We start from the raw sequence: 24,114 nt of genomic DNA on the forward strand, positions 1-24,114 counted from the left end.
GCTTTGGGACCAGTTATGCAGTTACAAAGGATTGGTCCCATGACCCAAAAAAAGAACATCGCATTTATTAAAGCCCAGTGGCATGCAGACATTGTAGATCAATCCCTGATCGGATTTCGTGAACAGCACGGCGACGCGAACAGTCAGATCGATGTCTATGACGTGCCAGGTGCATTCGAGATGCCATTGCTCGCCAAACGATTGGCAAGTTCCGGCAGATACTCGGCGGTGGTATGTGCAGCGTTTGTCGTTGACGGTGGCATTTACCGGCACGATTTTGTCTCCCAGGCAGTCGTTGATGGCTTGATGCGCGTTCAACTGGATACAGACGTGCCAGTTTTTTCGGTTTCGCTGACACCCCATAATTTTCAAGACACCAATGACTACAAAGCCTTCTTCAAAAAACACTTTCTAAAAAAGGGGCAAGAAGCAGCTGAAGCTGTTCACATGATGGTCAGCCTCGGCCACATTGGAAGGCATTGAAGTCGCGCACATGATACGCAAACGGCAATTCGACCTCTCTGGTCAATCCACATTTCAACAGTTCGCGGCACTCGCTGGATAGCTATTTCCAAAGTTATCGGTCATTCCGTCGTGAGCTGAAAATTGTGACAGAACCACACAATCAGCATGTGCAAAAGCTTGATCGGCCCCCGTCCATCGCCATATTGTGCTATATTTGGAATAGTGTCGCCCAATTAACCCACTGGATAGCGTGCCGGAGTTCCAGATAGGTTCGTGGTGATCCCGGGTATCCGGGCAACACACCGGAGAGGCCAAATGCCATCTGTTCTGAACTACGCTGCGCCCCTAGGGCGGTTCCTTCTTTCCCTCATCTTCATCATTTCCGGTCTGGGCAAAATCGCAGGATATGCTGGTGCCGCGCAATATATGCAGGCGATGGGCGTGCCAACTGGGCTTCTTCCAGTCGTGATCCTGACTGAGGTCGCCTGCGGTATCGCGCTTCTTGTCGGCTGGCAGGCGCGGATCGCCGCGTTTCTGTTGGCGGGTTTCAGCCTTTTGTCCGGTATCCTGTTTCACCTGATCCCTGCAGGTGGCCTTGAAGGCATGGCCGCACAGGCCGAAATCACCAGCTTTCTGAAGAATGTCGCCATTGCCGGGGGCTTGCTGATGGTGACCGGTACCGGTGCAGGTGGTCTGTCACTGGACGCGCGGCGCACCGGTTCGTGATCCATCTGGCTGGCCTTGCCGTGCATTCCGGCGAACGCCTTGCGGGCCACATTCTGCCCATCCTCAGCCAAACCCCAAGCCAGGAGAAATCCCATGACTGAAGAAGTTGTCAAAGGCCTCGATGTCACCATTCGCTTCGACGCCAGCCGCTGTATCCACTCGCGCGGATGCGTGCTTGGCCACCCCGAGATCTATGTGCCGAATGTTCAGGGCGAATGGATCCACCCTGATGCTGCAAGCGCGGACACGGTGATGCTGACGGCGCTGAACTGCCCGTCGGGCGCGATCCGAGTCGCGAGCAATGACGGCACAGCCCATTCCGATGCGCCACCGGTCGTCAATACGGTGCGGGTGCGCGAAAACGGCCCCCTCGCCATCGAGGCTGACCTGTCGATCCGGGGTCAGGCGCAGGCCACCCCGCGCGCCACCCTGTGCCGTTGCGGCCAGTCGCAGAACAAGCCGTTTTGTGACGGTGCCCACGCTGCCGTAGGTTTCGCCGCCACAGGCGAGCCCGCAGCCAAGGATTTCACCGCCCTTGAGGTTCGCAATGGCCCGCTCAACGTCCAGCCTCTGCCGAATGGTCCGCTGCTGGTGACCGGCAATCTGGAGGTGGTCTCGGGCACTGGACGCACGACCGACAAGGTGACCAAGACGGCGCTTTGCCGCTGCGGCCAGTCGAAGAACAAGCCCTATTGCGACGGCAGCCATGTCGCTGCTGGCTTCGAGGCAGAATGAGATCCATGACCAAGCTACGCCCCATCGTCGCCCGTGCACGTGGTCATCAGCACGGGCCGATCAACCGCCTGATCAGCCCCGACGATCTGGGCGACAGGCTGAAACCTTTCATCTTCCTCGATTTCTTCAATGCCGAGATCGAACCCGGCTTCGGATTCGGCATGCATCCCCATTCCGGGATCGCAACGCTGACCTGGCAACCCGGAACCGATGTCCGCTATTCGGACACCACCGGGCAGAACGGCATCCTGAAGGCGGGCGGACTGGAATGGATGAACGCAGGCGGCGGGGCCTGGCATCAGGGCAGCCTGATGGGTTCGGGCCGGGTGACCGGCTTTCAGCTTTGGGTCGCCATGCCACCGGGCGTCGAGGATGGTCCGTCCTCTGGCCAGTATATCCCGCCTGCGGACGTGGCCCAGACCCCAATTCCCGGCGGCACCCTGCGCGTGCTGCTGGGCGAGATCGGCAAAGAAGCGGGGCGCGTGGCAAGCCCGATTACGTCGCAACAGGACATGACCTATCTGGTTGTAACCCTGTCGCCCGGGTCTCGCTGGTCCTTCACGCCACCTGAGGCGCATAGCACAGCCTTTGCCTTTGTATTTTCGGGTGCAGCCAATGTGCAGGGTGAGGCGGGAGGTGCGTCGCTGATGGTTCTCGGCGACAAGGGCGATATCGTCGTTGAAACGACGGATCAACCGGCCGAAGTGCTGATCGGGACAGCTGCCCCGCATCCCTATCCGCTGGTCTTGGGGCCAAGCTCGGTCCACACCAATGCGGCCTCTCTAGCCGCTGCGCAGACGCGCATTCGGCAGATCAGGCCCAATCTGCCGAAGTAAGGTTTGAACGGGGTCACTCGGCCGCGCCGAACACCTTCAGAGATTTCTGCACGAAATCCAGAAAGATGCGTGTCTTGACCGTATGCACCTTTGTCGCGGTGACGGCATAGATGGGAACCGGCCTGATCGACCAGTCGGGCAGGACGGCAACCAGATCGCCCTGCGCAAGATACGGCGAGGCCATCACCTCGTCTGCCGCCGCGATCCCCAGCCCGGCAGCGGCAAGCCGCAGGACAATTCCGGGCGCATTGGCTTGCACAGGGCCATGCACGGAGATTTCCTCCGTTTCATCGCCACGATGCAGGACCCAAGGCAGGGGCTCGCCGGACGACACGCTGAGGCATCGATGCACAGCCAGATCCAGAGGCGTCAGGGGTGTCCCAGCCGCTGCCAGATATGCGGGGCTGGCATAAAGCCCGCGGCGCGCGGTGATCAGTTTGCGCGCATAAAGATAGGGTTCGCGGGGCATACCGATGCGGATCGCCACATCCACGCCCTCGGCCATTATGTCGGCGCGGCGCGGATTGAGGTCCAGATGAAGATCGATCTCGGGGTGGCGCTCGCAAAACTCCACGATGACTGGCGCCAGAAAGGTCGTCGCAAAATCCGGTGTCACCGAGATGCGCAGGGTTCCGCGCGGGCGTCGGGTCAACTCGGAAAGCTCTGCCCGCGCGCCACGTGCCGCCTCCACGATTTCCTCGCAGCGTGACAGGAACAGGGCCCCCGCTTCGGTGAGGTCAACCCGTCGCGTCGTGCGGACCAGAAGCTGGGTGCCAAGCCCCGCCTCAAGTTCGGCAATCCGCCGCGAAAGGGTTGATGCGGGTATGCCCAATCGGGCCGCAGCCTGACTGAAATTTCGGGTCCGGGCCACTTCGACAAAGTGGGCGATGTCGCGCATGTCGTCCAACTTATTATCCCCTCAATGGCATACTGTAAGACAAGAAGATAACTTACATTCATCTGTGGCGCAATCTACGTTCCTGTCATGGCCTTGAACGGCATGAAAGGAAGAACCAGACCATGCAGGACACTCAACTTACACTCGGCAGACGCGGCTTTATGGCGGGCACTGCTGTCGTCGCCGCCACCACTGCGCTGACCGGCCTTGCCGGACCCACCGCAGCCCAGACACTAACCCAACCAATGGAGACTAAAATGCGCCCTGAAATCGGCCATCGCGCCCTGACTACTGAAAATACTGTCCTCCTCCTTGTTGACCATCAGGTCGGCACCATCGGCTGGGCCGGTGAGCTTGCTTCCGAAGAGGAACGCAACCAACTGAAGATGTGGACCCTCACCATCGCTCGCTTTGCAAAGTCGGCTGGGATGTCGATAGTACTAACTTCGAGCTTAGAGACCGAGGATCAGGGACCGCTGTTCCCTGAGCTGGAAGACATCATGCCCGAGGAATATGCCGCCCGCATCCAGCGCCAAGGCGTCATCAATGCCTGGGACGATCCCGCTTTGGCCGATGCTGTGCGAGCGCCCGGCAAGAAAAACCTCCTAATCGGAGGCGTGACTACGGATGTTTGCCTAGTGCCACCCGCGCTATCAGCGAAAGATGAAGGCTTCAACGTGGTGGCCCTAGTCGATATCTCTGCAGCAACGACGAAACTTGGTGCACAGACCAGTCTGACGCTGCTGAACAATGCGGGGATCGACCAGATGGTTGTGACGTCGATTATCACCTCGATGCTAGGTGACTACAAGAGCCCAGCATCGGGCGCCTTCTTTGAGGCGATGGGCAAAGAGGGCGTGTTCGAAGCCTATGCCAAGGGCAACCTGCGCTAATGGCCGCGCCCGACCCCACGGGAGCAACCCCTTCTGCGGCGGCGCGACCGCCGCGGAAGGTCAAGCAGATCGCCCTCGCCTTTGTCGTAGTCTACCCCTTGGTCACGGTTCTGAACACCATAATCGCCCCTCAGATCAGCTTCATCCCACAACCTCTGCGCGGCATCCTGATCGTGCTGTGCATGGCCACGGTGCTGACCTACGTTCTGCCCTGGACTAGCAAGAAAGCTGCGCACTGGCTCGGCTGCTAAACCTTCCGTAAACAAGATCTCTTCTGACTCGGAACCGGGTAAAAATCACGGGTTTTCGGTATCAGGTCTAAAGTCTGGTTCTGGAGATCACCCAAGTTTGGCTGATCATCCGCTCAGGGCTGTGAGTGACGGTCGACCCTAAAGGCCGAAGGTCTCAAGAGAGCTCGCAGCCGCCATTGGAATGTTTTTGATGCATGACCGGTCTGGGTGGGCGAACGACTAAAGCCGCGCGCCCAGTGTTCAGATGTCGATCTTCTCGGAGATGCTCAACGCATCTTCAAGTTCGACGCCCAAGTAACGCACTGTACTGTCGACCTTGGTGTGACAAAGCAATAATTGTACGGCACGCAGATTTCCCGTTTTGCGGTAGATCTCAGCAGCCTTCGTGCGGCGCATCGAATGTGTACCATATCCGCTTGGCTCTAAACCAATTGCTGTGACCCAGTCTCGCACCAATCGCCCATATTGGCGAGTTGAGATGTGCGGACGGTCATGTAACCGGCTGGGAAACATGAAGCCACAGCCGCTCATTTCAGGCATGAATACCCAATTCTCTATGGATTCACGGGTGTTTTCCGTGAGTTAAAACTGAACAGGCCGATTTGTCTTGCTCTGAATTACTGATGCCCGCTCTCGAACCCGGTCAGCAGTGACAAGATCAGTCACTTTGAGCCGCACCAGGTCGCAGCCACGCAATTTACTATCGATTGCCATGTTGAACAGCGCGACATCGCGCAGGTTGCCAGTGATTTCGAGACGGGTCCGGATTGCCCAAACTTGTTTCGGTAACAACGGACGTTTCTGACCGATGATGCGACCTTTATTCCATGTTTTGCGCTTTGGGGTGACGCCGGGAAGTTGGACTTTTGGCATGATTTGCCCTCCATGACGCCCTCCAAACCCATACATCAGCACTGTGCCGACGTTGAACCCTAACACTGTCTGCAACGGCCGCTTCAGATTTTGAAGGCAATTAAGCAATGCTGCGTAGGCATCAGGCCGCTCAGAGCCCTCTTTACCGATTTGCTGCCTCGCAGCGAATGTCTCGAAACGGGAAATCAATACAATGGCATTCGGACGCCTACCTGAAAGCAATCCTCTGCATGGCTTCCGTCGCTGCAATCCGCCCTAATCTTTCCAAAGCTGCACCAGCACCGCATCGTCCATGGTCACCGATTGCAGATCGTTCGGGAAAACCCCGCCACGCACATCTGCGATATATTCGCCATACGCCGCGATGCGTTCGTCTTGCATCCGGTGAGAACGGCAGTGCAAAAGTGAGCCACGGAAGTGGCAGGATTATCTTGCTGCAGGCAAAGTAAAACTTTGCCACTTTAGTCTTTTCTGTTTTCAGGGAGGGCGGGAGTATTTTCAGCGTGGAACTTTACAGAAAGGTCCGCCTCGCACGTCGAGGTGGCATGAGTGAACGAGCAGCAGCCGTTCATTTTGGGATATCGCGCGCGAGCGTGAAGAAGATGATGAGCTTTTCGGTTCCGCCCGGATATCAACGAACTGCGAAGATCAAGCGGCCCAAGCTTGATGGCTTTACCGGCTTCATTGATCAATGGCTGCAAGACGATCTCAGCCGGAACCGTAAGCAACGCCACACGGCCAAGCGCATTTTTGAACGTCTGCGGGACGAGCATCAATTTCGAGGCGGGCAAACCACGGTCAAGAACTATGTCCGGGAACATGGCCGCCACCATCGAGAGATGTTTGTCCCACTGGCACATGCGCCTGGCCACGCTCAGGCGGATTTTGGCGAAGCGATGGTCGTGATCGGCGGTGTGGAGCAGAAGGCACATTTCTTTGCACTGGATCTGCCCTACAGCGACGCATGCTTTGTGCGTGCTTATCCTGCAGCGGTCTCCGAGGCCTGGGTTGATGGCCATGTCCATGCCTTTGCCTTCTTCGGGCGGGTGCCGCAGTCGGTTCTCTACGACAACGACCGGTGCCTTGTTGCGAAGATCCTGCCAGACGGTTCACGCAAGCGGACCAAACTGTTCAGCGGGTTTCTGTCGCATTACTTCATCCAGGATCGTTATGGTCGCCCGGGCAAGGGCAACGATAAAGGCGCCGTTGAGGGTCTGGTCGGATATGCCCGGCGCAACTTCATGGTGCCCATCCCTCATTTTGCCACGTGGGAGGCATTCAATCTTTGGCTGGAAGAGCAATGCCGCAAGCGCCAGAACGATGTCTTGCGCGGGCATAGCGACAGCATCGGGCAACGCTTGGCCCGCGATCTTGAGGCCATGATGGATCTGCCAGCATCTCCGTTCGATGCCTGTGATCAGGCCAGCGGCCAAGTGAACTCGCAAGCATTGGTGCGCTATAAAACCAACGATTATTCCGTTCCGGTTGCCTATGGCCATCGTGACGTCTGGCTACGCGGCTATGTCGATCAGGTTGTGATTGGCTGTGGTGGCGACGTCATTGCCCGCCACCCAAGGTGCTGGGACCGCGAAGACATGGTCTTTGACCCGATCCACTACTTGCCCCTGCTGGAGCAGAAGGCGGGCGCATTGGATCAAGCCGCCCCTTTGGCGGGCTGGGACTTGCCGGACGAATTTGCGACCCTGCGCCGCTTGATGGAAGCCCGAATGATCAAGGCGGGGCGGCGTGAGTATGTACAGGTCTTGCGGCTGCTGGAGACCTTCGAGATGGGGGACCTGCACATCGCCATCAAAAACGCGCTGCGCATGGGCGCAATTGGCTTTGATGCCGTCAAACATCTTGTGCTTTGCCAAGTCGAGCAGCGGCCACCCAAGCTGGATCTGGATGTCTATCCCTATCTGCCCAAGGCCAATGTCGGCACAACATCTGCAGCCAGTTACATGTCCTTGATGCGGGGGCAATCAGCATGACTGAAGCTCCCCAAATCCTTCTGGACCACCGCCTCAAATCGCTGCGGCTGCCGACCGTTCTGCGGGAATACAGCAAACTGGCCAAGCAAGCCGCAGCTGAGGGACTGGACCATGTGCAATTCCTTGCACGTCTAATCGAACTGGAGATGATTGACCGGGAACGCAGGATGATCGAGCGCAGGATCAAAGCCGCAAAGTTCCCAGCCGTTAAAAGTCTGGACAGCTTCGATTTCAAGGCGATCCCCGCCCTGAACAAGATGCAGGTGCTGGAGTTGGCGCGTTGCGAATGGATCGAACGGCGTGAGAATGTCATCTCGCTTGGCCCCTCGGGCACCGGCAAGACCCATGTCGCCTTGGGCCTTGGCCTATCAGCATGCCAGAAAGGCATGTCCGTTGGATTTGTCACCGCCGCCGCACTCGTCCATGAGCTGATGGAGGCCAGAGACGAACGCAGACTGCTACGGCTTCAAAAGCAGATGGTGGGTTACAAGCTGCTGATCATCGACGAGTTGGGCTTTGTGCCACTGAGCAAAACCGGCGCTGAGCTGCTGTTTGAATTGATCTCCCAACGCTACGAGCGCGGATCCACGCTAATCACAAGCAACCTGCCATTCGACGAATGGACAGAAACATTTGGGTCAGAACGCCTGACAGGCGCACTCCTCGACCGCCTGACCCACCACGTCAACATCCTAGAGATGAATGGCGAAAGCTACCGCCTTGGTCAGAGTAAGGCGCGTCAGGCAACGCCCAAAACCTGAACCTCAATCAGCATAGATTGGCCCTGACGGGCCAAAGCATCCGGGCAAACGCCAGCTATATGACAAGCGCAGCTGCCCGGATGCTGGCGCTCGTCTATACGCTGATTGTCCCAACCCCAAAGTGGCAACATTTTGCGCTGACCTTTGGCTCACTTTTACTCTGCCGTTGACAGGTGCCAGATGTGGGACATGCTCGGCAAGATATCGGTCAATCATGTCTTTGAACCTTGGCGCTTCGCGCAGTTCGCTGCGATCACCTAGCGGATCACGCCCCTCGTCGATTTCCCGACGTAGCTCCCGCGCGCGTTCGCGGGCGGCCGTGGCACTCCACTCCGGCCAACGTCCAATTGCCATCCGGCGCTGGCGTCCTGCAAAGCGGTAATCCAACACGAACGACCGAGACCCCGAGCGTAAGGTGCGAATGGAGAGCCCCCGGATCTCGGTGTCAAACACCTGATAATCCCGATCTTCTTCCGGGATCATGTCCCTCACAGTTTTTTCGTTCAAACGCAGTCGTTTAACCATATGTATTTCTCCTTCTGCCACAGACACATGCGTAGATTCGCAGACCTATCAAGCGAAGCATGGGCCTTTGACCGGCACATAGGCGGTGACCGGCGGTGATGCGCCAAATACCTGCCGGTCCCTGAAATCATTGGAGAGTTTTGGTTCTCGGAGGTACCACACCGCTGCGAGGCGCAGTGGAAATCCACGTCGAGAGCAGTCAAGCGACACATGCAGCGGCCAATTTGGCACGGCCCAGTGCGTTTAGTGCCCGCACTTTTGTAAATCTTGTTTAAAATCAATGACCGGCAAGGGTCTGACCCCCTTGCCGGTTGGTTCAGTGCCGACGGTTAGTCGCCAAGCCCCGTGAAACAAGGCCAAAGCTTGTAAATCGGTTGTGAACGCAGCGCGCGATGACATGCGATGCCTCCAGCGCACCCTATTTGCCGCTGCACGACTTCTGCGCCCAAAATGGTGAGACTCCAGAAAACTCCATAATATCAATGACCGGCAAGCATTTGGCGCATCACCGCCGGTCACTGCCTTCCCGCCACCCCTTCGTTTCTGCGTTTCTTGAGGCCTGCAATCCGTCCGGTTCGGGCGACAAACAGGAGACAGAAGATGACACAACAAAGAACGACCCTACGACCCACCAAAACAAAACTCTTAAGCGGTTGGATCAGCCGACTGGACCTGGCGCTTGAACTCGGTGTGACAGTCGAAACCCTGCGTCGCTGGGAGGGGCTGCGATTTGGTCCGCCCTGCGTGCGCGCTGGGCGGAAGGTTTATTACCGGCGCGATGCAGTGCAGGATTGGCTGACGCAGCAGGAGATGCCGAACCCTCGACGCGCAGGGGCACGCCGATGAGCATCCCCTTACCCTTCCGCCAACGGAGCCGGCGCGCTGAACGCGATGAGGCACGCACGGATTGGATCGACGAGCGGAGGCGTGAGGCACGCATGGTTGTCGCTGACGTGATCCATCATTCCGATCACCTGCTGCGCATCGCCTGCAATGTGCTGGTCCGCCACGGCGAGACGCCCAAGGAACGCGAGGATGCGCGCATCTTGCTGGTGGTGCTGGAGGCCAAGACCCTTGGGCGCGGCCATCATCGTGGCCAGGACCCGGAGGTGGAGCGATGAAGCGGCGCGCAACACCCGAGGCAGATCTGCAGCGCGCTGTTGTTGTGGCCCTGCGCTTTGCCCTGCCCAAGGGGGCCATCGTGCATCACTGCGTCAATGAGGTGACGGAAGCCGGGCCCCGCGGCGCGCGGCGTCAGGCGATCCTGGTAGGCATGGGCGTGCATCCCGGCTTTGCCGATCTCATCGTCCTTTGCGATGGGCGCGTGCTGTTTCTGGAGCTGAAGTCTCTGAAGGGACGGCTCAGCCCCGCGCAGGAGGGGTTTCGCGATGCCGTGCTGGCGCTGGGCTTTGGCTGGGCCCTGGTGCGCACTATGGATGACGCGCTGGGCGCATTGGCGGATTACGGGATTATTACGCGTGTCGTGCAGGTCGGTGAACGGGATACCCAGCGGAATGCAAGCGCCCAGCGCGTTGGTGCCGGCACCCCGGAGCGGAGGGTCACCTCATGAGCCATGCCGCCACCAACTGGGCCATCCAGCGCCGAGGGCTCAAGCCCACCACCAAGATCGTGCTCTGGCATCTGTGTGACCGCTTCAATCCCGATTACGGCTGCTTCCCCTCCCAAGCGCGGCTGGCACATGACTGCGAGATCGGGCGCGCCACCCTCAACCGCCATCTGGATGATCTGGAAGCCCGCGGGCTTATCCGCAGAATACGGTCTGTCGATGCCAGGACCGGGCAGCAGCGCCCCACCCGCTACTTGCTTGGGTTTGAGTCGGACTTCTCGCCATCCGAGCCCGGAAAGCCGGAGGGCGGGGACACCCCCCCTTGCGACGCAGACGTACCACCAGAGCCGTGTCCCGATATGAGACACGGGGGCAGGTCGGAAAAAGCCATGCCTGACAACGGTTAACCTGCGCCAATCCCGCCAGAGCCGTGTCTCGATTTGGGACACGGGGCCGTGTCTCATTTTTGCGCAAACCCGTGTCTCAAAAACAGCGATTCCCGTGTCTCAAATTGGGACACTAACCTTGTAAGAGAACCTTTAACTGAACGACTACCGGCTGACGCCGGTAGGTTCCCTTTTTGAATGTAATTCAAGATACTGAAGTATGACAGCGTCAGTGACATTGCCGCTAGTTGTTGAGAAAAATCCGCGAGCCCAAAACCGCTGGCCCCAGTACCGTTTGCGCAGTTCGGGAAACTCGCGCTGTATCTTATAAGACGAGCGTCCCTTGATCCGCATCATCACCTTTGACAATGCTATCTGAGGCGGGACCGATATGAACATGTGGACGTGATCGGTCGACAATACGCCCTTCTCAATATGCACGCCAAGTTCTTGGCATGTTTGGATAATGATTTCACGGATACGCTCACGCATCTCACCGCGCATAACTTTGTATCGGTATTTTGTTGTCCAGACGACGTGAAACCGGTGATAAAATTTGGTATGGCTTCCTGTGGAATAGATCATAATCTTCCCTCTCATTTTTAAGACCCTTACTGCTTCGCGGGGTCTTAAAAATGAGAGGGAAGATTATAGTACATTACGCTAAAGCGGACCGGCTGGAAGCCGGTGGCTTTAATCCCGTTTGTGGAAAGTAAACCAGTAAAGGAGGAGGAGGACGCGCCAGCGCGCGAAACCGGCTTTGATGATTTTTTTGGTGACCTGCTGCAAGCGCTGGGCTTGGATGCAGATCAGGCATTGCCCGCCTGGTGGCAGGGTTGGCCAGCACGACAGCACGTGCAGCGATGGATTGATCATCTGGGGATGTCGCAGGATCGGATCCTTGCCGTCGCACGAGAGACTCGAGAAGCCCACCCCGCCCCACCTGATGGACCCAAAGCGCTTGATCGGGCGATGGAGCGCGCGGTACGGCGCGATGCCGATGCGGCAAAACAAGCCACAGCCAGCGGCCGAAACCCCAAGCGACAGCGCAAGCGCGATGCCGGTCCCCGTCCCAGCGATGACCAACTTGCGGCGTTCTACGCCGGGATGGTGAACTCCGACGCCTACCTGCCCGCCAATGCGATCAGCAGCGCCATGTGCGGATTGATGCTGACACGCAAACTGGTCACACCCGACCAGCTGCGACTGCGGGGGGTGCTATGAGCAGGTTCGATCGCAGATTCGCCCGCATGCGGGGCCAGCCCAGCGCAGGCGGCAAGTCCAAACGCGCGCTGGGCGTACAGGCAGGCCTCGAATGGGCCTTCCGGGTCGAGAAAGCCCAGCTGGAGCTGCCGCCACGCCAAGACGCGGATGAGGAAAGTCGTGGCTTTGGGCTGGAATACGTCCTGATGCAGCGCGCCGTCCTAGGCTGTCAGATCGATGGCGGGCAACACAAGATGGGCGGCTATGTCCATGAGGATGCCGAGGTCATCGCGGCCACCGTCGCCGGGCTGCCCGACAGCCTTGGCGGGATCCGCATGGCGCTGCGCGTGGCAGAGCTGGCGCGGGCGGGGATGACACCCGACTGGATGCCCGGCGTTGTCCCACGTTGCGTGCCGCGGGAGACGAGCGAGAACCAGCACGGTGTCCAGGCCGTCACCGAGGTGATCGGGACAGAGCGCGTCGTTTCGCGGGGCAAGTGGCGCCGCGTTGATGTGCTGCACTGCCCCGTCATCTGGCGGCCGCATCCGGAGCAGATCGCATCTGCACGGCGAGGCTATGACGACTGGTGGGCTGCCTTGGATTGGGTGCACGATGGGCTGGTAGCGGGTAGAATATTGAGGGACGTGGAGGTCACGGGAGTAATGCCGAAGGTGAAACCTTGGAAAAACAAGTGATAACGTCGATCTCGGCCCAGACCTGCCATTCACTTGCCGACCAGATGTTGCGATGCGGCATACCAGAACGGCCATTCGAGTTTCGTGCAGTAATTTGGGAAGTTCATCGTCGGGTCGTGAGGCTTTCAAGACGGCACGGAGGGGCCAGAGCTGATCATGCAATAGACGGCATCACCTCATTTCCGATATTCTTGCAGGCCAAGCTTTGCCCACATCCAACCAAAATCGTATTCCGCTAGTACAGCGTTTTGCTGCTTGTCACTGCGGTTCTCGAGAAGTTTCAACCAGTCAACCACCTTCTCACGACCAGCTGCGCTGCGTACAGCTTGGCGCGGCGACTTGCCGTCCAAGGCAGGCAATGGGGCATCCAAGGTTTCGCGGTAATGCTTATCCATATAGTCATGCGTGATCTGTTTCTCGATGTGTGGCGGAATCTCGTCTGCACCTTCCAAAGACGTTTCAGCGCGTTCCTCAGACATCACTTGCTCAACGGTGCGGATTGCGGTCAAAGGCCGCTTCAGACGTTTGCCTGTTGCCTCTATCACCAACGCGGCAATTTTTTCTGCGCGGGCAGCCGAATTCACCTGTACCAGCAGAGATTTCCCTTTGAGCTCGAGGGTTCCCAGCACGGTGCGTCCTGTCATTTCTGTGTCCAACATCATTCCACTCCCCTTCTTGGGCGTGTTGCGCAGGGCAAGCCAGTTCCAGAAACGCGGCCCCTCGGGCACGAAACCTTTGACGTCATCCAAGCAGGCCGCAATTTCTTTTTGTAGCACACCCGGCGCCAAACGAAACCTGAGATCATGAAACATCACGTCGTCGCCATCCGAGTTGCAGAGCTCTGGAATTCCAGAAGACATGGCCTTTGGTAGCGTGGTAAACAACCAAGCGCTGGTAAAGACGGGGGCGCAGTCCATCAACTGGCGCGTCGTTAGCTGTAACGGGGCGTTCCCCTTCAGTTTCATTGCTGCGCGAAGCCCTTCGAACAGAAATTCGACGGCTTCAGCCGAAAAGGCCAACAATGCGCCCGAGATGACGTGCGTGTCGCCCTCGGCAATCACGCGGACGGCAATTCGGTCCCATTGCTTTAGGGAGCGCGTGGCGGACTTTTCAAAAACGGTGACCCGCTCCCTATCACCAACCAAGTCTTTGAGCACCATAGACTCGCCAAGTTTAACGTTACTGACTTCGTAAAGGCTCACTGGCGTATCGCGAAGAGCTGCAAAATATTCTCTATTGGCGGCCGTTTCATTCCAGCCACGACGTTTAAGGTAGAGGTCAACGACACTGCCTTCATCGTCCCGGCGAGAAAGGAAATCCTCGAATCCGCATCCCCACAATACACTAGGCCATGGTTCCCCTAACAGTTCGGGTAGGTCGTCGTAATCCAGATCAAATTCCTCAAGCGCTGGCATGAGGTGTTCGGTTGTCACATCCTGTAGCCGCCCGAACCAGAGATCATCCTGCCTGATAAAATCCAGCAAATTTGAGATGTCATTTCGCATACCAGCCCTCCAGAATTGTGCATCGACAAAGTACACCTATAGAAAACACGCCGTCAGGTTACAAATAGTTCGGAGGCACAACATAGCTTCTGATCACAGCCCACGGCCGCCATTCTGTCGGTGAGCATACCACCCTACTGTCGTGTAGTATGGCAGTCAGCAATTAAAATCCCCATGCTGGCTTTTAAACGTGATCGGCCCTTACCGGACGTTCACCTATCATCGGCTATGCTGCAGTGCGGCCCGTCAAGCCGGACATTCGCTGCAACAGCAAAACCAATGCATGACCGAACTCACACTATGGTGTAGGTTTCTCGGACGCCACGCGCGAGGTTTGGGTGACGCGGAACATTGCCTGGCGTCGGAGAGGCGCTCAAGCGGGAAATCGCGGGGTTGGTCTGGGTGGATCGATTGTTGCTATGGGGATTTGCGCAATGCGTGTGTTTTCGCCCGGAGCTGACAGGCCAGTTTGGCGGGGCGCATTGAGTTAAGCGCAGCGCCGGTTTTGCCTGCTGTTGGTTGAAACTCACGGTATTTTGTCGGCGTCACCATGTTTTGCCACGCTGATCGCTTGATCAAAGCATGCCGATTGGTTCGCAGGAGATATAGCGAGCGGCCGAGGGTGTCGTTCGTGATGTGCGGTGCGCGCGTCATGCAGCAGCCCTTTGTGTTTTTGGCGGCGCTCTGGGATGTTGGGCTGGTGCGATTGTGTCGACGATTATCAACTGCCCGCCACAACATGGGCAAGGCAGAGCAAGAACACGAGGAGGTTCATCTGCATCGTTGATGGTGTTGCCTTTATCGTGCTCCTTGTGAGGGGTTTTGGCCCCCAGCAGTTGCCGGATCCGCGCGATATTGGCCGTGCGGTTGCTATTCCCATAGAACCCATAATGTCGGATGCGGTGCTGGCCTCTGGGCAGCACGTGGATCAGGAACCGGCGAATGAACTCATTTGTGGATAAGGACATGGTCGTGTGGCGGCCCGCACCTTTGAGGCGATAGTCCTTGGCGCGGAAGGTGACGTTTTGCGCATCGAAACGGATCAACCGGCTGTTTGAAATGGCAATCCGATGTGTGTAGCGCGATAGGTATGCCAGCACCGCTTTTGGCCCGGTGAAGGGTTCTTTGGCGTAGACCACCCATTCGATTTTACGCAGCGGTTGCAGGAAAGTGTCAAAGACATTTCGATCTGCAAGGTTTGTGAGATCGCCGAAGAATTGCAGTTTCCCGGCCTTATGCAGCTTGGCCAGCCCTTCCAGAATGAGCCGCCGATACAAGCGGGATAGAACGTGGACAGACAGGAAGAAGTTCTTGCGGCAGGCGATCCATTTTGAACCATCTGTCGAAAGCCCTCCCCCCGGCACGATCATATGGACATGGGGGTGGTGGGTCATCGCCGAGCCCCAAGTGTGAAGGACCGACGTTATGCCAACCTTTGCCCCCAGATGTTTAGGATCAGCGGCGATTCTGACCACAGTGTCCGCGCTTGCCCGCATCAGAAGATTATAGATCTCGCGTTTGTTCTGATATGCGATGTCAGCAATCTGCTTTGGCAAGGTGAAGACCAGATGGAAATACCGCACAGGCAGCAGTTCAGCCTCACGTGCCGCAAGCCATATCTTCGCTGCACCCGCCTGGCATTTTGGGCAGTGACGGTTGCGGCATGAGTTGTAGGCGATATGCTCATGCGCGCAGTCGGCGCAGCGCGCGACATGACCGCCAAGCGCCGCGGTTCGACAGCGCTCAATCGCACTCATGACTTTGAACTGGTTCAGGCTGATGTGTCCTGCGTTTGCGGCACGCCAAGCAGCACCATGGTCACGGAAGATATCCGCGACCTCCAGTGATCGACTGGGCATGGTGGCCTATGAAGGCTTAGGCTTGCCCTTCTTCCGCTTGGCTCCATTCAGATCATCCAGCGGACTGTCCACTGCCGCAATCATGCCCGTGGCAACGCTGGCATAGCGCGCAGTAGTTGTCAGTTTGGAATGCCCGAGCAAGGCTTGGATCACCCGGATATCGACGCCGCGCTCCAACAGATGGGTTGCAAAACTGTGCCTCAACGTGTGCAGCGTGACCGGTTTGGTGATCCCGGCTTCCCGCGCGGTCTCTTTAAATAGCCGCGATATCTGTCGCGCTGAGAGGTGTTTGCCGCGATAGCCGGGAAAGAGGACCCGCTCGGGTGCAGGAACATCCTTGTCCTGACCGGTCGGCCGTTCTTGCCACCAGTCGCGCAGCAGGCTCAAAATATCGACAGGCAGCATGACGATGCGATCCTTGCGCCCCTTCGATTGCACGATGCGGATGATTTCCTGATCGCTATCGATATCACCAACTTTGAGCCGCACGACCTCGCCCGCACGCATCCCGCAGCCATAAGCCAGCGACAACATCACGCGCGCCTTCAGGCTCGGAGCCATAGCCAGAATGCGTTTAATCTCCTTTTTGCTCAGCACCAGTGGCACTTTCACCGGTTCCTTCAAATGGAAGATCTCGGCCACAAGATCATGCCGTCGAAGGGTCACGCGGAGCAGAAACTTGACCCCTGTCATCGTTTGGTTTCGGGTGCAGATGCTGACGCCGCTCTCGATCAGGTGTTGTTGGAAATACTTCACATCGTCTGGCGTGGCCGTCTCTGGCGAGCGCCCTAACCAAGCCGCAAAACGCTTACAGGCGCGCAGGTGACTACTCTGTGATGCAGGGCCGAGATTGCGCCCTGACATATCGGAAATCATGCGCGCACGAAGGGGCGTCGTTGGTGTCGATTGTTGAATGTTCATCGGAATATCCTCTGTCAATCGAGGCAAAATCACCTCGACCAACAGCACACACCCAAAATCTAGAATCGCGCAACAAATCCCTGTTAAGCCCTACACCCGCAGCAAGCGCCCATATCGCGGAGCGATTTAGTGCTTGCGGACAAAGCCGCTGTTCATGCCAACGGATGCAATATCGGCTCTCGGCTTTCAGCGGCCATCGATAATGAAATTAGAATCCAACTGCTACTTCGCCAAAGCGGACATTGTAGGGTTGCGCTGCAGTCGCATGGCTCGATGATCTACTATCCGCACGAACCACCCTTTTGAGAACTGTAGCAACCTTACGATAAAATCTGACCATTCCGACGGCTGTCGGCAATGAAAAACTCGCTTCTAGCCACTTGAAGTATTGCATAGCTAAATGTCGTGGCTGTCTAATTTTCGTTCCGTGTCTCAAGATCGCTGAATAACCAACCGCGCGGTCACACCCGTCGCGGAATCTTCGAATGTAAGTCTGCCACCATGCAATTTAGCAATTGTCGCTACAATGGTAAGGCCAAGCCCGTGGCCATCTATCGTTGTGGTGTTCTCGCCACGTTGAAACGGGGCCAAAAGCTTTTCAATCTCGGCGGCAGAACTTTCAGAACCTTCATCTTCGATGATGATCGTCGCGGACTGCGCGTTTACTTCAAGCGATACGGTAGCGCGGCGGCCATATTTCAGCGCGTTTTCAATCAAGTTTGTAATGGCCCGTTGAAGAGATACGGGACGGCCATAAACGACAGTGTCACGATCGTTGGACACCACACCGTAGCCTTGTCGCGACATGAAGATAGATTTCCCACCCTGTACAATGACGTCTTTGGCTTTGCGGAATGTCACTGGGCGTCCCACATCCTGGTAATTGGCAACGATGGCATCCAATAGTGACGGCAATGACAGGTTGCGCGGTTTTTCGGCACCCATTTCGACATGGGTATAGGTCAGCACGCTTTCGATGATGCCTGCCATGCTGTCGATGTCAGTTTCAAATTTTTGACGCAGGTTGGGGTCTTTTATCAACGCGGCGCGCAGACGTAGCCGCGTGGCGGGTGTGCCAAGGTCGTGGCTGACACCCGACAACACAGCGGCGCGGCCAGCCAATTGTTCGCGTTCAATTTCCAGATAGCTGTTAACCGCTGTTATGATTTCTTGCAGTTCTTGTGGACCTGTTGGGTCATAGTGAGTGGGGCCGCCAACGCGTCGGCGGTTGCTCAGCTGTCCCGCGAAGGACAAGAATGACACGGGCAAATTCAACGCGACGGTTATGAGAGTGCCAGTTGCGACCACCGCCAAAAGCGCTGCGAGTATGCGGCGATCAGGGGGGGCAGCGGCGCACCCCCAAACCGAGTTGCCGTCTAATTCAACCCAGTCGGCCTCTCCCATGCGGGCCACGACGAACGGATCGGTACAGAACGTGGCCAATTTTTGGGTGATCGCTCCCATGGTTTCTGCCGCCGTTTGCCCGTCGCGGTGCGGCAGATCCGCAAGACCGTAGGTTAGATCAGGTGAAAGGATAGCCATAGTGACGGAGGCACCAGTGATCTGATTGGCAACATCGAGCAAGATTGGGACAATCGTGATCCGCGAGGTAGGCGGAGCACCTGCAATCTGGCGGAATAATCCGCTCGTTGCATGGACCTGATCGTCGGCAGGGAGAGGTGAGATGATTATGCCTGCGGGTGGGGCTGTGCCGTTTTGCATTGCGTAATACAATGTCACGCCAGCATCGTAGGACGCCGTGCCATATGCGCGCCAATCCGATGTGGATTTTTCCCACATCCAAACCGTGCCACCACCGAAAAAAAGCGCCGCAAGAACCAATATGGACCCTATTGCGCGCAGGCTGTTTAGTGGGTTTCTCACGTGTCTGACACCGCAACATCCACAGCGAAAACATATCCAACACCGCGTTCCGTTTTCAGAATTTTGGGCTCCTTCGGGTTCGTTTCGATCTTGGTGCGCAAGCGCCCTACCAAAACATCAATCGCGCGACCCGTCGCCTCATTGGGAGACTGGCCTTCGCCGGTGACATCTAGGTTGGTCGCAATTTCTTCGCGAGTGAGGGGGATGTGTGGGTTGGCGAGCAACACTTGTAATAACGCGGTTTCACGGCGAGACAGAGCGACCTGTACTTTGATGGGGGAAAGAACCTCGCTGGTTTTAGCGTCATAGGTCCAGCCATAGAACTGAAAGGTTTTGGTGTTCCGACGGTGCACCAAGGACGCCGACCGGCGCGTGCGCGATAGCACCGCTTTGACCCGCGCCAACAACAATTCAGGATTAAACGGTTTGGCAATGTAGTCGTCCGCGCCAACCGCATACCCCTCCATTCGTTGGTGATCGGCAGACAACGCAGATACCATAATGATCGGCACGTCCTGCTCGCGGCGCAGGTGCTTGCAAATCTCCAAACCGTTCTCGTCGCCTAACATTACGTCCAGTAACACCAGATCGACGCGGCCACCGTCGATGTGGCGGCGCACCTCCGCCTCGTTTGCGGCGGGCAGAGCGATAGAACCGTTCTGTTGCAAGAACTGCGTCATCATTGCGCGCATTTCTACATCGTCATCGACAACCAAGATGCGTGGTATCGCCATGTCTGTTTCCCCCTTTGCCAGCCGCCTGAGCAGCGGTGACCCAACCCTTACGTAACATTGTGCAACAAAATCGAGCCTTGCGTAACAAGTTGTAACGGCTTGCCCAGATTAATGCATGATCAGGACGAATGGCCGTTAGTCGTCCGTTGCATGGCTGACGTCGCAACACCAATGTCGCTGCACCAAGCCCGTGTTGGGCAATTCTTTGGGAGGAAACCAAAATGAAATCTTATGTATTAAGCACCGCATCTGCGATTGCCGTTTGTGCCGCTGGCGCTGCATCTGCTGACGGTCACGCTGAAGCAGAAGTTCTGCACTACTGGACGTCCGGTGGCGAAGCGAAATCAGTCGCGGTTCTGCAAGAAGAGTTCGCTGCAAACGGCGGCACATGGACTGACATGCCAGTCGCTGGCGGCGGCGGTGACGCTGCTGGAACGGCACTTCGTGCACGCGTTCTGTCCGGCAACGCGCCAACAGCAGCACAGATCAAGGGCCCAGCCATTCAGGAATGGTATGCCGAAGGCGTTCTGGCTGACATTTCCAGCGTTGCAGAAGCCAACGACTGGGCAAACCTGCTTCCAGCCTCCATCGCAGCACACATGCAGTGCGAAGGCACTTGGTGTGCGGCGCCGGTAAACGTGCACCGCGTTGACTGGATCTGGGCCAACACAGAAATCTTGGCCGCCAACGGCATCGAGATGCCAACAACTTGGGACGAGTTCAACGCCGCAGCCGAAAAACTGCAAGCCGCTGGTATCATTCCGCTGGCCCACGGTGGTCAGGCTTGGCAGGACGCGACTGTGTTCGAAACTGTTGTTCTGGGCCTCGGCGGCGCTGAGTTTTACCAGGCAGCTCTCGTAGACCTCGACCCAGAGGCGCTGACATCTGACACGATGATTGCAGCGTTTGATCAGATGCGCACCATGCGTGGCTATGTTGATCCAAACTTCTCTGGTCGTGACTGGAACCTCGCAACAGCAATGGTCATGAACGGCGAAGCGGCTTTCCAGATCATGGGTGACTGGGCAAAGGGTGAATTCCTCGCTGCTGGAAAAGTGCCAAGCGTTGATTTCACATGCGCCTCCACTCCGGGTGACGGCTATCTCTACAACGTGGACAGCTTTGCGATGTTCTCTGTAGAAGGTGACGGCAAAGCCGCTGGTCAGGAACTGCTGGCTGAACTCATCATGGGGCCTAACTTCCAAGAAGTGTTCAACATGAACAAAGGTTCCATCCCAGCCCGCACAGACGTTGATCTGTCCGGCTTTGATGAGTGCGCGCAGATCTCTGCTGCTGACATGGCGTCTACAAACGATGGCGGCACATTGATGCCGTCTTACGCACACGGCATGGCACTGTTTGGTGCGCAGTCCGGCGCGATCACAGACGTTGTAACAGCGCACTTCAACTCTGACATGTCTTCTGAAGAAGCGGTTCAGATGTTGTCTAAGGCTGTCGCCAACTCCCTGTAATCTTTTAATGATTACGAAAACGGCCTTGCCCTGATCTGGGGCAGGGCCACCAACCAAAGGGGGGACTTCACATGACTAGATGGTTGCAAGACAACATGCCAAAAATCGTTTTGGCGCCGTCATTCATCGCCGTCATGGTGTTTGTTTACGGCTTTATCGGCTGGACGGCTTGGGTGTCACTGACACGCTCGCGTCTAATGCCGCGCTACGAGTTTGATAGCTTCATTCAATATGAGCGCCTCGCCGACTCGCCACGGTTTGAGACCGCGATGGTGAACCTCGCCATCTTTGGCACGCTATTTATCGTGATCGCCATGGTGCTGGGTCTGCTTCTGGCAATCCTGCTGGACCAGAAAATCCGCACTGAAGGCGCAATCCGCACGATTTATCTTTATCCCATGGCCTTGTCGATGATTGTCACAGGCACCGCATGGAAATGGATCCTGAACCCTGAACTTGGCATCGAAGCCACCGTCAAAGGCTGGGGGTTCGCAAATTTTGAATTCAACTGGCTGGTTGATCCTGACATGGCGATCTACACTGTTGTGCTTGCAGCGGTCTGGCAAAGTTCCGGCTTCGTTATGGCGCTGTTCCTTGCCGGGCTTCGCTCTGTGGATGAAGAAATCATCAAGGCCGCCCAGGTCGACGGCATCCCCACTTGGCGCGTTTATTCTGCGATCATTATTCCGTCGATGGCCCCGATTTTCCTCAGCGCGTTCATCGTGCTGGCCCACCTCGCGATCAAAGCCTTTGACCTCGTCATCGCGCTTACTGGCGGTGGCCCAGGTTACGCGACCGATCTTCCAGCCACCTACATGTATGCCATGGCGTTTTCGCGCGGTGACATCGGGCAGGCGGCAAGTTCAGCCATGGTCATGATGCTTGTCGTGTTCACGATTGTTGTCCCTTACCTCTATTCAGAATTGAGGACCAAAGATGACTGATATGCCTTACGCCCCAACCCGCACCCAAAGCCCGACGACCAAACTGGTTCTGCGCTTTATCCTCTACATCCTGCTTGGCGTCTTTGCGCTATTTTATCTGATGCCGCTGTTTGTGATGATTACAACATCGCTGAAATCTTTGGATGAAATCCGCACGGGCGATCTAGTATCGCTACCACGTGAAGTCACTTTTGATGCTTGGCGCACTGCTTGGTCTGGCGCCTGTACAGGTATCCAATGTGAAGGCGTGCGCCCATATTTCCTGAATTCACTTCTGATCGCCATTCCCGCGGTTCTTATCTCTACAATCATCGGCGCGTTGAATGGCTACGCTGTGGCGCAATGGAAGTTCAAAGGCGCTAACATCTTTTTTGCATTATTGTTGTTTGGTTGCTTCATCCCGTTTCAGGTCGTGCTGCTGCCAATGGCGATCGTGCTGGGCAAGTTGGGGATCTCTGGCACTATTCCGGGTCTGATTTTTGTCCACGTGATCTATGGCCTCGGCTTTACCACGCTGTTTTTCCGCAACTACTATGTGAGCATCCCTTCCGAGTTGACAAAGGCGGCGAAAGTGGATGGTGCAGGGTTCTTTCGTATCTTCTGGTCGATCTTCTTGCCACTGAGCCTGCCGATCATCGTTGTGTCCGTCATCTGGCAGTTCACCCAGATCTGGAACGACTTCCTGTTTGGAGTGAGCTTTAGCCAAGCTGGCACTCAGCCTGTGACGGTTGCTCTTAACAACATCGTAAACTCGACCACTGGTGTCAAAGAATACAATGTTGATATGGCCGCAGCGATCATCGCTGCCCTGCCGACGCTGCTTGTCTATGTCGTTGCTGGCAAATATTTCATTCGCGGTCTGACCGCTGGTTCTGTAAAGGGATAAATCAGATGTCACCTATTCTCGAAGTTAAGAATCTCTACAAGAACTACGGGTCCACCGAAGTCCTGAAGGACATCAATGTGTCGATTGAAAAAGGGGACTTTCTGGTCCTCGTCGGGCCTTCCGGTTGTGGTAAGTCAACGCTCCTGAATTGTATCGCAGGGCTTGAGCCGATCACAGGGGGGGACTTGTTCATTGACGGGCAAAACATGACCAACGTCAGCCCCAAGGACCGCGACATCGCGATGGTGTTTCAATCCTACGCTTTATATCCGACCATGACCGTGGCCAAGAACATCACCTTCGGGATGAAAGTACGCGGCATCGATCAGGCAACACAGGACGCCAAGCTTAAGCACGTATCCACACAGTTACAGATTGAACCGCTGTTGCACCGCAAACCGGGCCAATTATCCGGTGGTCAGCGCCAGCGTGTCGCGATGGGTCGTGCCTTGGTGCGGGATCCAAAGTTGTTCCTGTTTGACGAACCACTGTCCAACCTGGATGCCAAACTGCGCGTCGAGATGCGGACAGAGATCAAGGCCCTGCATCAACGGCTTGGCGCGTCCATGGTCTACGTCACACACGATCAGATCGAAGCCATGACACTGGCGACCAAGATTGTCGTGATGAAAGGCGGCGTGATCCAGCAAATTGGCACACCAGCCGAGATATACAATCGTCCTGCCAACTTGTTTGTGGCCGACTTCATGGGCAGCCCAGCGATGAACCTGATCCCAGCCAAGACAAAAGCGAACGGCAAAGGCATTCAGATTGAAATCGCACGCAAGGACGCTGATCCGATTGTTTTGACAGACAAGCGCAATACCGACTTGCCCGAGCATGTCATTATTGGAGTGCGTCCTGAAGATATCGTAGACGCCGCCCTTGCCCGCACAGACGACACGCAACAAGCGGATTGTCTGATTGATATTGTTGAGCCCGCAGGCGCCGATACGTTTGCTGTGATGCAGCTTGGCGGTAAACACGTGACCGCGCGCTTGCATGCTGAAACAACAGCTGCCGCAGGCACTGCTCAGCGTCTGGCGTTTGATCTTGGAAAGGTCTCCTATTTTGAACCCGAGACCGGTTTGCGGCTGAATTAGC

Annotated in this window: 26 protein-coding genes and 3 pseudogenes; 19 read left to right on the forward strand and 10 right to left on the reverse strand. The window is 56.7% G+C overall.

Translation table 11 applies throughout. From position 1 onward, the window contains the following. The first annotated feature begins 15 nt into the window (after nt 1–15). The 5 genes and pseudogenes from OA238_RS22000 to OA238_RS22015 all read left to right on the forward strand — a co-directional run bounded on the left by OA238_RS22000 (nt 16) and on the right by OA238_RS22015 (nt 2,762). Nucleotides 16–483, forward strand: coding sequence for a 6,7-dimethyl-8-ribityllumazine synthase (locus tag OA238_RS22000; protein ID WP_015496913.1), 468 nt, complete (start codon nt 16–18; stop codon nt 481–483). Beyond that, nucleotides 455–565: pseudogene (locus OA238_RS34135) on the forward strand (IS6 family transposase); the annotation flags it as partial. The gene OA238_RS22000 and the pseudogene OA238_RS34135, both read left to right, overlap by 29 nt. A 215-nt stretch (nt 566–780) precedes the next feature. Beyond that, complete coding sequence (locus OA238_RS22005; protein WP_015496914.1) at nt 781–1,191, forward strand: DoxX family protein; 411 nt, start codon at nt 781–783, stop codon at nt 1,189–1,191. A 93-nt stretch (nt 1,192–1,284) separates the two neighbouring features. Beyond that, on the forward strand, nt 1,285–1,926 hold the full coding sequence (locus OA238_RS22010) for a CDGSH iron-sulfur domain-containing protein (protein ID WP_015496915.1): 642 nt from the start codon (nt 1,285–1,287) through the stop codon (nt 1,924–1,926). Between the two features lie 5 nt (nt 1,927–1,931). Next, nucleotides 1,932–2,762, forward strand: coding sequence for a pirin family protein (locus OA238_RS22015; protein WP_051076548.1), 831 nt, complete (start codon nt 1,932–1,934; stop codon nt 2,760–2,762). 13 nt (nt 2,763–2,775) lie between these two features. Here the strand turns inward: OA238_RS22015 and OA238_RS22020 are convergent, their stop codons facing one another. Next, nucleotides 2,776–3,660 carry a LysR family transcriptional regulator gene (locus OA238_RS22020; protein WP_044037386.1) on the reverse strand — a complete coding sequence of 295 codons (885 nt, stop codon included), beginning with the start codon at nt 3,658–3,660 and terminating at the stop codon, nt 2,776–2,778. Between the two features lie 122 nt (nt 3,661–3,782). On the opposite strand from OA238_RS22020, the gene OA238_RS22025 reads away from it, so the two are divergent. Both OA238_RS22025 and OA238_RS22030 read left to right on the forward strand, forming a co-directional pair. Further along, entirely contained in the window at nt 3,783–4,553 is a 771-nt protein-coding gene (locus tag OA238_RS22025; protein ID WP_015496918.1) for an isochorismatase family protein, read from the forward strand. Next, nucleotides 4,553–4,804 carry a putative antibiotic biosynthesis monooxygenase gene (locus OA238_RS22030; protein ID WP_044037388.1) on the forward strand — a complete coding sequence of 84 codons (252 nt, stop codon included), beginning with the start codon at nt 4,553–4,555 and terminating at the stop codon, nt 4,802–4,804. Before OA238_RS22025 ends, OA238_RS22030 begins: the two co-directional genes overlap by 1 nt. 240 nt (nt 4,805–5,044) lie before the next feature. Here OA238_RS22030 and OA238_RS22035 read toward each other — a convergent pair. Both OA238_RS22035 and OA238_RS34595 read right to left on the reverse strand, forming a co-directional pair. Next, nucleotides 5,045–5,677, reverse strand: a pseudogene (locus OA238_RS22035) (tyrosine-type recombinase/integrase). A 255-nt stretch (nt 5,678–5,932) separates the two neighbouring features. Continuing rightward, nucleotides 5,933–6,058, reverse strand: coding sequence for a hypothetical protein (locus OA238_RS34595; RefSeq protein WP_275450477.1), 126 nt, complete (start codon nt 6,056–6,058; stop codon nt 5,933–5,935). A 122-nt stretch (nt 6,059–6,180) separates the two neighbouring features. On the opposite strand from OA238_RS34595, the gene istA reads away from it, so the two are divergent. Together istA and istB are read left to right on the forward strand one after the other, a co-directional pair. After that, nucleotides 6,181–7,668: an IS21 family transposase gene (gene istA, locus OA238_RS22040; protein ID WP_044036292.1), complete on the forward strand. Its 1,488-nt coding sequence runs from the start codon at nt 6,181–6,183 to the stop codon at nt 7,666–7,668. Next, nucleotides 7,665–8,429 carry an IS21-like element helper ATPase IstB gene (istB, locus tag OA238_RS22045; protein WP_015494275.1) on the forward strand — a complete coding sequence of 255 codons (765 nt, stop codon included), beginning with the start codon at nt 7,665–7,667 and terminating at the stop codon, nt 8,427–8,429. The genes istA and istB overlap by 4 nt, the downstream gene beginning before the upstream one ends. A 165-nt stretch (nt 8,430–8,594) precedes the next feature. Here istB and OA238_RS22050 read toward each other — a convergent pair. Further along, nucleotides 8,595–8,954 (reverse strand): annotated as a pseudogene (locus OA238_RS22050) (Arm DNA-binding domain-containing protein); the annotation flags it as partial. Between the two features lie 600 nt (nt 8,955–9,554). On the opposite strand from OA238_RS22050, the gene OA238_RS30675 reads away from it, so the two are divergent. Genes OA238_RS30675 through OA238_RS22070 form a run of 4 tightly spaced genes read left to right on the forward strand, consistent with a single transcriptional unit; the run spans nt 9,555 to nt 10,928 of the window. After that, a complete protein-coding gene (locus tag OA238_RS30675) occupies nt 9,555–9,800 on the forward strand; it encodes a MerR family transcriptional regulator (RefSeq protein WP_083906800.1) in 246 nt (81 codons plus the stop codon). Next, nucleotides 9,797–10,075, forward strand: a complete 279-nt coding sequence (locus tag OA238_RS22060) for a hypothetical protein (protein WP_015496920.1) — start codon at nt 9,797–9,799, stop codon at nt 10,073–10,075. Before OA238_RS30675 ends, OA238_RS22060 begins: the two co-directional genes overlap by 4 nt. After that, nucleotides 10,072–10,524 carry a VRR-NUC domain-containing protein gene (locus OA238_RS22065; protein WP_015496921.1) on the forward strand — a complete coding sequence of 151 codons (453 nt, stop codon included), beginning with the start codon at nt 10,072–10,074 and terminating at the stop codon, nt 10,522–10,524. The genes OA238_RS22060 and OA238_RS22065 overlap by 4 nt, the downstream gene beginning before the upstream one ends. Next, the gene (locus OA238_RS22070; RefSeq protein ID WP_051076549.1) at nt 10,521–10,928 is read left to right on the forward strand and encodes a helix-turn-helix domain-containing protein; all 408 of its coding nucleotides are present in this window, start codon (nt 10,521–10,523) and stop codon (nt 10,926–10,928) included. Before OA238_RS22065 ends, OA238_RS22070 begins: the two co-directional genes overlap by 4 nt. 144 nt (nt 10,929–11,072) lie before the next feature. Here OA238_RS22070 and tnpA read toward each other — a convergent pair whose 3' ends face one another. After that, a complete protein-coding gene (gene tnpA / locus OA238_RS22075; protein WP_015494130.1) occupies nt 11,073–11,492 on the reverse strand; it encodes an IS200/IS605 family transposase in 420 nt (139 codons plus the stop codon). Nucleotides 11,493–11,594: 102 nt separating this feature from the next. Between tnpA and OA238_RS22080 the strand changes: the two genes are divergently transcribed. Together OA238_RS22080 and OA238_RS22085 are read left to right on the forward strand one after the other, a co-directional pair. Next, nucleotides 11,595–12,131, forward strand: a complete 537-nt coding sequence (locus tag OA238_RS22080; protein WP_245581370.1) for a hypothetical protein — start codon at nt 11,595–11,597, stop codon at nt 12,129–12,131. Further along, the gene (locus tag OA238_RS22085; RefSeq protein ID WP_015496922.1) at nt 12,128–12,805 is read left to right on the forward strand and encodes a hypothetical protein; all 678 of its coding nucleotides are present in this window, start codon (nt 12,128–12,130) and stop codon (nt 12,803–12,805) included. Before OA238_RS22080 ends, OA238_RS22085 begins: the two co-directional genes overlap by 4 nt. A 176-nt stretch (nt 12,806–12,981) precedes the next feature. Here OA238_RS22085 and OA238_RS22090 read toward each other — a convergent pair whose 3' ends face one another. From OA238_RS22090 to OA238_RS22115, 5 genes are all read right to left on the reverse strand, one after another. Continuing rightward, a complete protein-coding gene (locus OA238_RS22090) occupies nt 12,982–14,289 on the reverse strand; it encodes a DUF7986 domain-containing protein (protein WP_245581359.1) in 1,308 nt (435 codons plus the stop codon). A gap of 671 nt (nt 14,290–14,960) precedes the next feature. Continuing rightward, the gene (locus OA238_RS22100; protein ID WP_015496923.1) at nt 14,961–16,169 is read right to left on the reverse strand and encodes an IS91 family transposase; all 1,209 of its coding nucleotides are present in this window, start codon (nt 16,167–16,169) and stop codon (nt 14,961–14,963) included. 6 nt (nt 16,170–16,175) lie between these two features. Continuing rightward, nucleotides 16,176–17,090 (reverse strand): tyrosine-type recombinase/integrase, encoded by a 915-nt coding sequence (locus OA238_RS22105; RefSeq protein WP_015496924.1) that lies wholly within the window; start codon nt 17,088–17,090, stop codon nt 16,176–16,178. 432 nt (nt 17,091–17,522) lie between these two features. Next, nucleotides 17,523–18,974, reverse strand: a complete 1,452-nt coding sequence (locus OA238_RS22110) for a sensor histidine kinase (protein WP_245581371.1) — start codon at nt 18,972–18,974, stop codon at nt 17,523–17,525. Beyond that, nucleotides 18,971–19,708, reverse strand: a complete 738-nt coding sequence (locus OA238_RS22115; protein WP_015496926.1) for a response regulator — start codon at nt 19,706–19,708, stop codon at nt 18,971–18,973. The genes OA238_RS22110 and OA238_RS22115 overlap by 4 nt, the downstream gene beginning before the upstream one ends. A 221-nt stretch (nt 19,709–19,929) precedes the next feature. On the opposite strand from OA238_RS22115, the gene OA238_RS22120 reads away from it, so the two are divergent. From OA238_RS22120 to OA238_RS22135, 4 genes are all read left to right on the forward strand, one after another. Further along, nucleotides 19,930–21,180, forward strand: coding sequence for an ABC transporter substrate-binding protein (locus OA238_RS22120; protein ID WP_015496927.1), 1,251 nt, complete (start codon nt 19,930–19,932; stop codon nt 21,178–21,180). A gap of 71 nt (nt 21,181–21,251) precedes the next feature. Then, nucleotides 21,252–22,124 (forward strand): carbohydrate ABC transporter permease, encoded by an 873-nt coding sequence (locus OA238_RS22125; RefSeq protein ID WP_015496928.1) that lies wholly within the window; start codon nt 21,252–21,254, stop codon nt 22,122–22,124. Beyond that, on the forward strand, nt 22,117–23,010 hold the full coding sequence (locus OA238_RS22130; RefSeq protein ID WP_015496929.1) for a carbohydrate ABC transporter permease: 894 nt from the start codon (nt 22,117–22,119) through the stop codon (nt 23,008–23,010). Before OA238_RS22125 ends, OA238_RS22130 begins: the two co-directional genes overlap by 8 nt. Nucleotides 23,011–23,015: 5 nt before the next feature. Next, on the forward strand, nt 23,016–24,113 hold the full coding sequence (locus OA238_RS22135; RefSeq protein ID WP_015496930.1) for an ABC transporter ATP-binding protein: 1,098 nt from the start codon (nt 23,016–23,018) through the stop codon (nt 24,111–24,113). The last annotated feature ends 1 nt before the right edge of the window (nt 24,114 follow it).

Source organism: Octadecabacter arcticus 238 (assembly GCF_000155735.2).
Classification (GTDB): domain Bacteria; phylum Pseudomonadota; class Alphaproteobacteria; order Rhodobacterales; family Rhodobacteraceae; genus Octadecabacter; species Octadecabacter arcticus.

Coding starts and splice junctions, on each gene's coding strand:
- OA238_RS22120 (WP_015496927.1), top strand. CDS start 19,930: ATGAAATCTTATGTATTAAGCACCGCATCTGCGATTGCCGTTTGTGCC.
- istB (WP_015494275.1), top strand. CDS start 7,665: ATGACTGAAGCTCCCCAAATCCTTCTGGACCACCGCCTCAAATCGCTG.
- OA238_RS22105 (WP_015496924.1), bottom strand. CDS start 17,090: ATGAACATTCAACAATCGACACCAACGACGCCCCTTCGTGCGCGCATG.
- OA238_RS22015 (WP_051076548.1), top strand. CDS start 1,932: ATGACCAAGCTACGCCCCATCGTCGCCCGTGCACGTGGTCATCAGCAC.
- OA238_RS22010 (WP_015496915.1), top strand. CDS start 1,285: ATGACTGAAGAAGTTGTCAAAGGCCTCGATGTCACCATTCGCTTCGAC.
- OA238_RS22115 (WP_015496926.1), bottom strand. CDS start 19,708: ATGGCGATACCACGCATCTTGGTTGTCGATGACGATGTAGAAATGCGC.
- OA238_RS22100 (WP_015496923.1), bottom strand. CDS start 16,169: ATGCCCAGTCGATCACTGGAGGTCGCGGATATCTTCCGTGACCATGGT.
- OA238_RS22135 (WP_015496930.1), top strand. CDS start 23,016: ATGTCACCTATTCTCGAAGTTAAGAATCTCTACAAGAACTACGGGTCC.
- OA238_RS22070 (WP_051076549.1), top strand. CDS start 10,521: ATGAGCCATGCCGCCACCAACTGGGCCATCCAGCGCCGAGGGCTCAAG.
- OA238_RS22125 (WP_015496928.1), top strand. CDS start 21,252: ATGACTAGATGGTTGCAAGACAACATGCCAAAAATCGTTTTGGCGCCG.
- OA238_RS22020 (WP_044037386.1), bottom strand. CDS start 3,660: ATGCGCGACATCGCCCACTTTGTCGAAGTGGCCCGGACCCGAAATTTC.
- OA238_RS22030 (WP_044037388.1), top strand. CDS start 4,553: ATGGCCGCGCCCGACCCCACGGGAGCAACCCCTTCTGCGGCGGCGCGA.
- OA238_RS30675 (WP_083906800.1), top strand. CDS start 9,555: ATGACACAACAAAGAACGACCCTACGACCCACCAAAACAAAACTCTTA.
- OA238_RS22025 (WP_015496918.1), top strand. CDS start 3,783: ATGCAGGACACTCAACTTACACTCGGCAGACGCGGCTTTATGGCGGGC.
- tnpA (WP_015494130.1), bottom strand. CDS start 11,492: ATGATCTATTCCACAGGAAGCCATACCAAATTTTATCACCGGTTTCAC.
- OA238_RS22000 (WP_015496913.1), top strand. CDS start 16: ATGCAGTTACAAAGGATTGGTCCCATGACCCAAAAAAAGAACATCGCA.
- OA238_RS22130 (WP_015496929.1), top strand. CDS start 22,117: ATGACTGATATGCCTTACGCCCCAACCCGCACCCAAAGCCCGACGACC.
- OA238_RS22065 (WP_015496921.1), top strand. CDS start 10,072: ATGAAGCGGCGCGCAACACCCGAGGCAGATCTGCAGCGCGCTGTTGTT.
- OA238_RS34595 (WP_275450477.1), bottom strand. CDS start 6,058: ATGCAAGACGAACGCATCGCGGCGTATGGCGAATATATCGCAGATGTG.
- OA238_RS22085 (WP_015496922.1), top strand. CDS start 12,128: ATGAGCAGGTTCGATCGCAGATTCGCCCGCATGCGGGGCCAGCCCAGC.
- OA238_RS22060 (WP_015496920.1), top strand. CDS start 9,797: ATGAGCATCCCCTTACCCTTCCGCCAACGGAGCCGGCGCGCTGAACGC.
- OA238_RS22005 (WP_015496914.1), top strand. CDS start 781: ATGCCATCTGTTCTGAACTACGCTGCGCCCCTAGGGCGGTTCCTTCTT.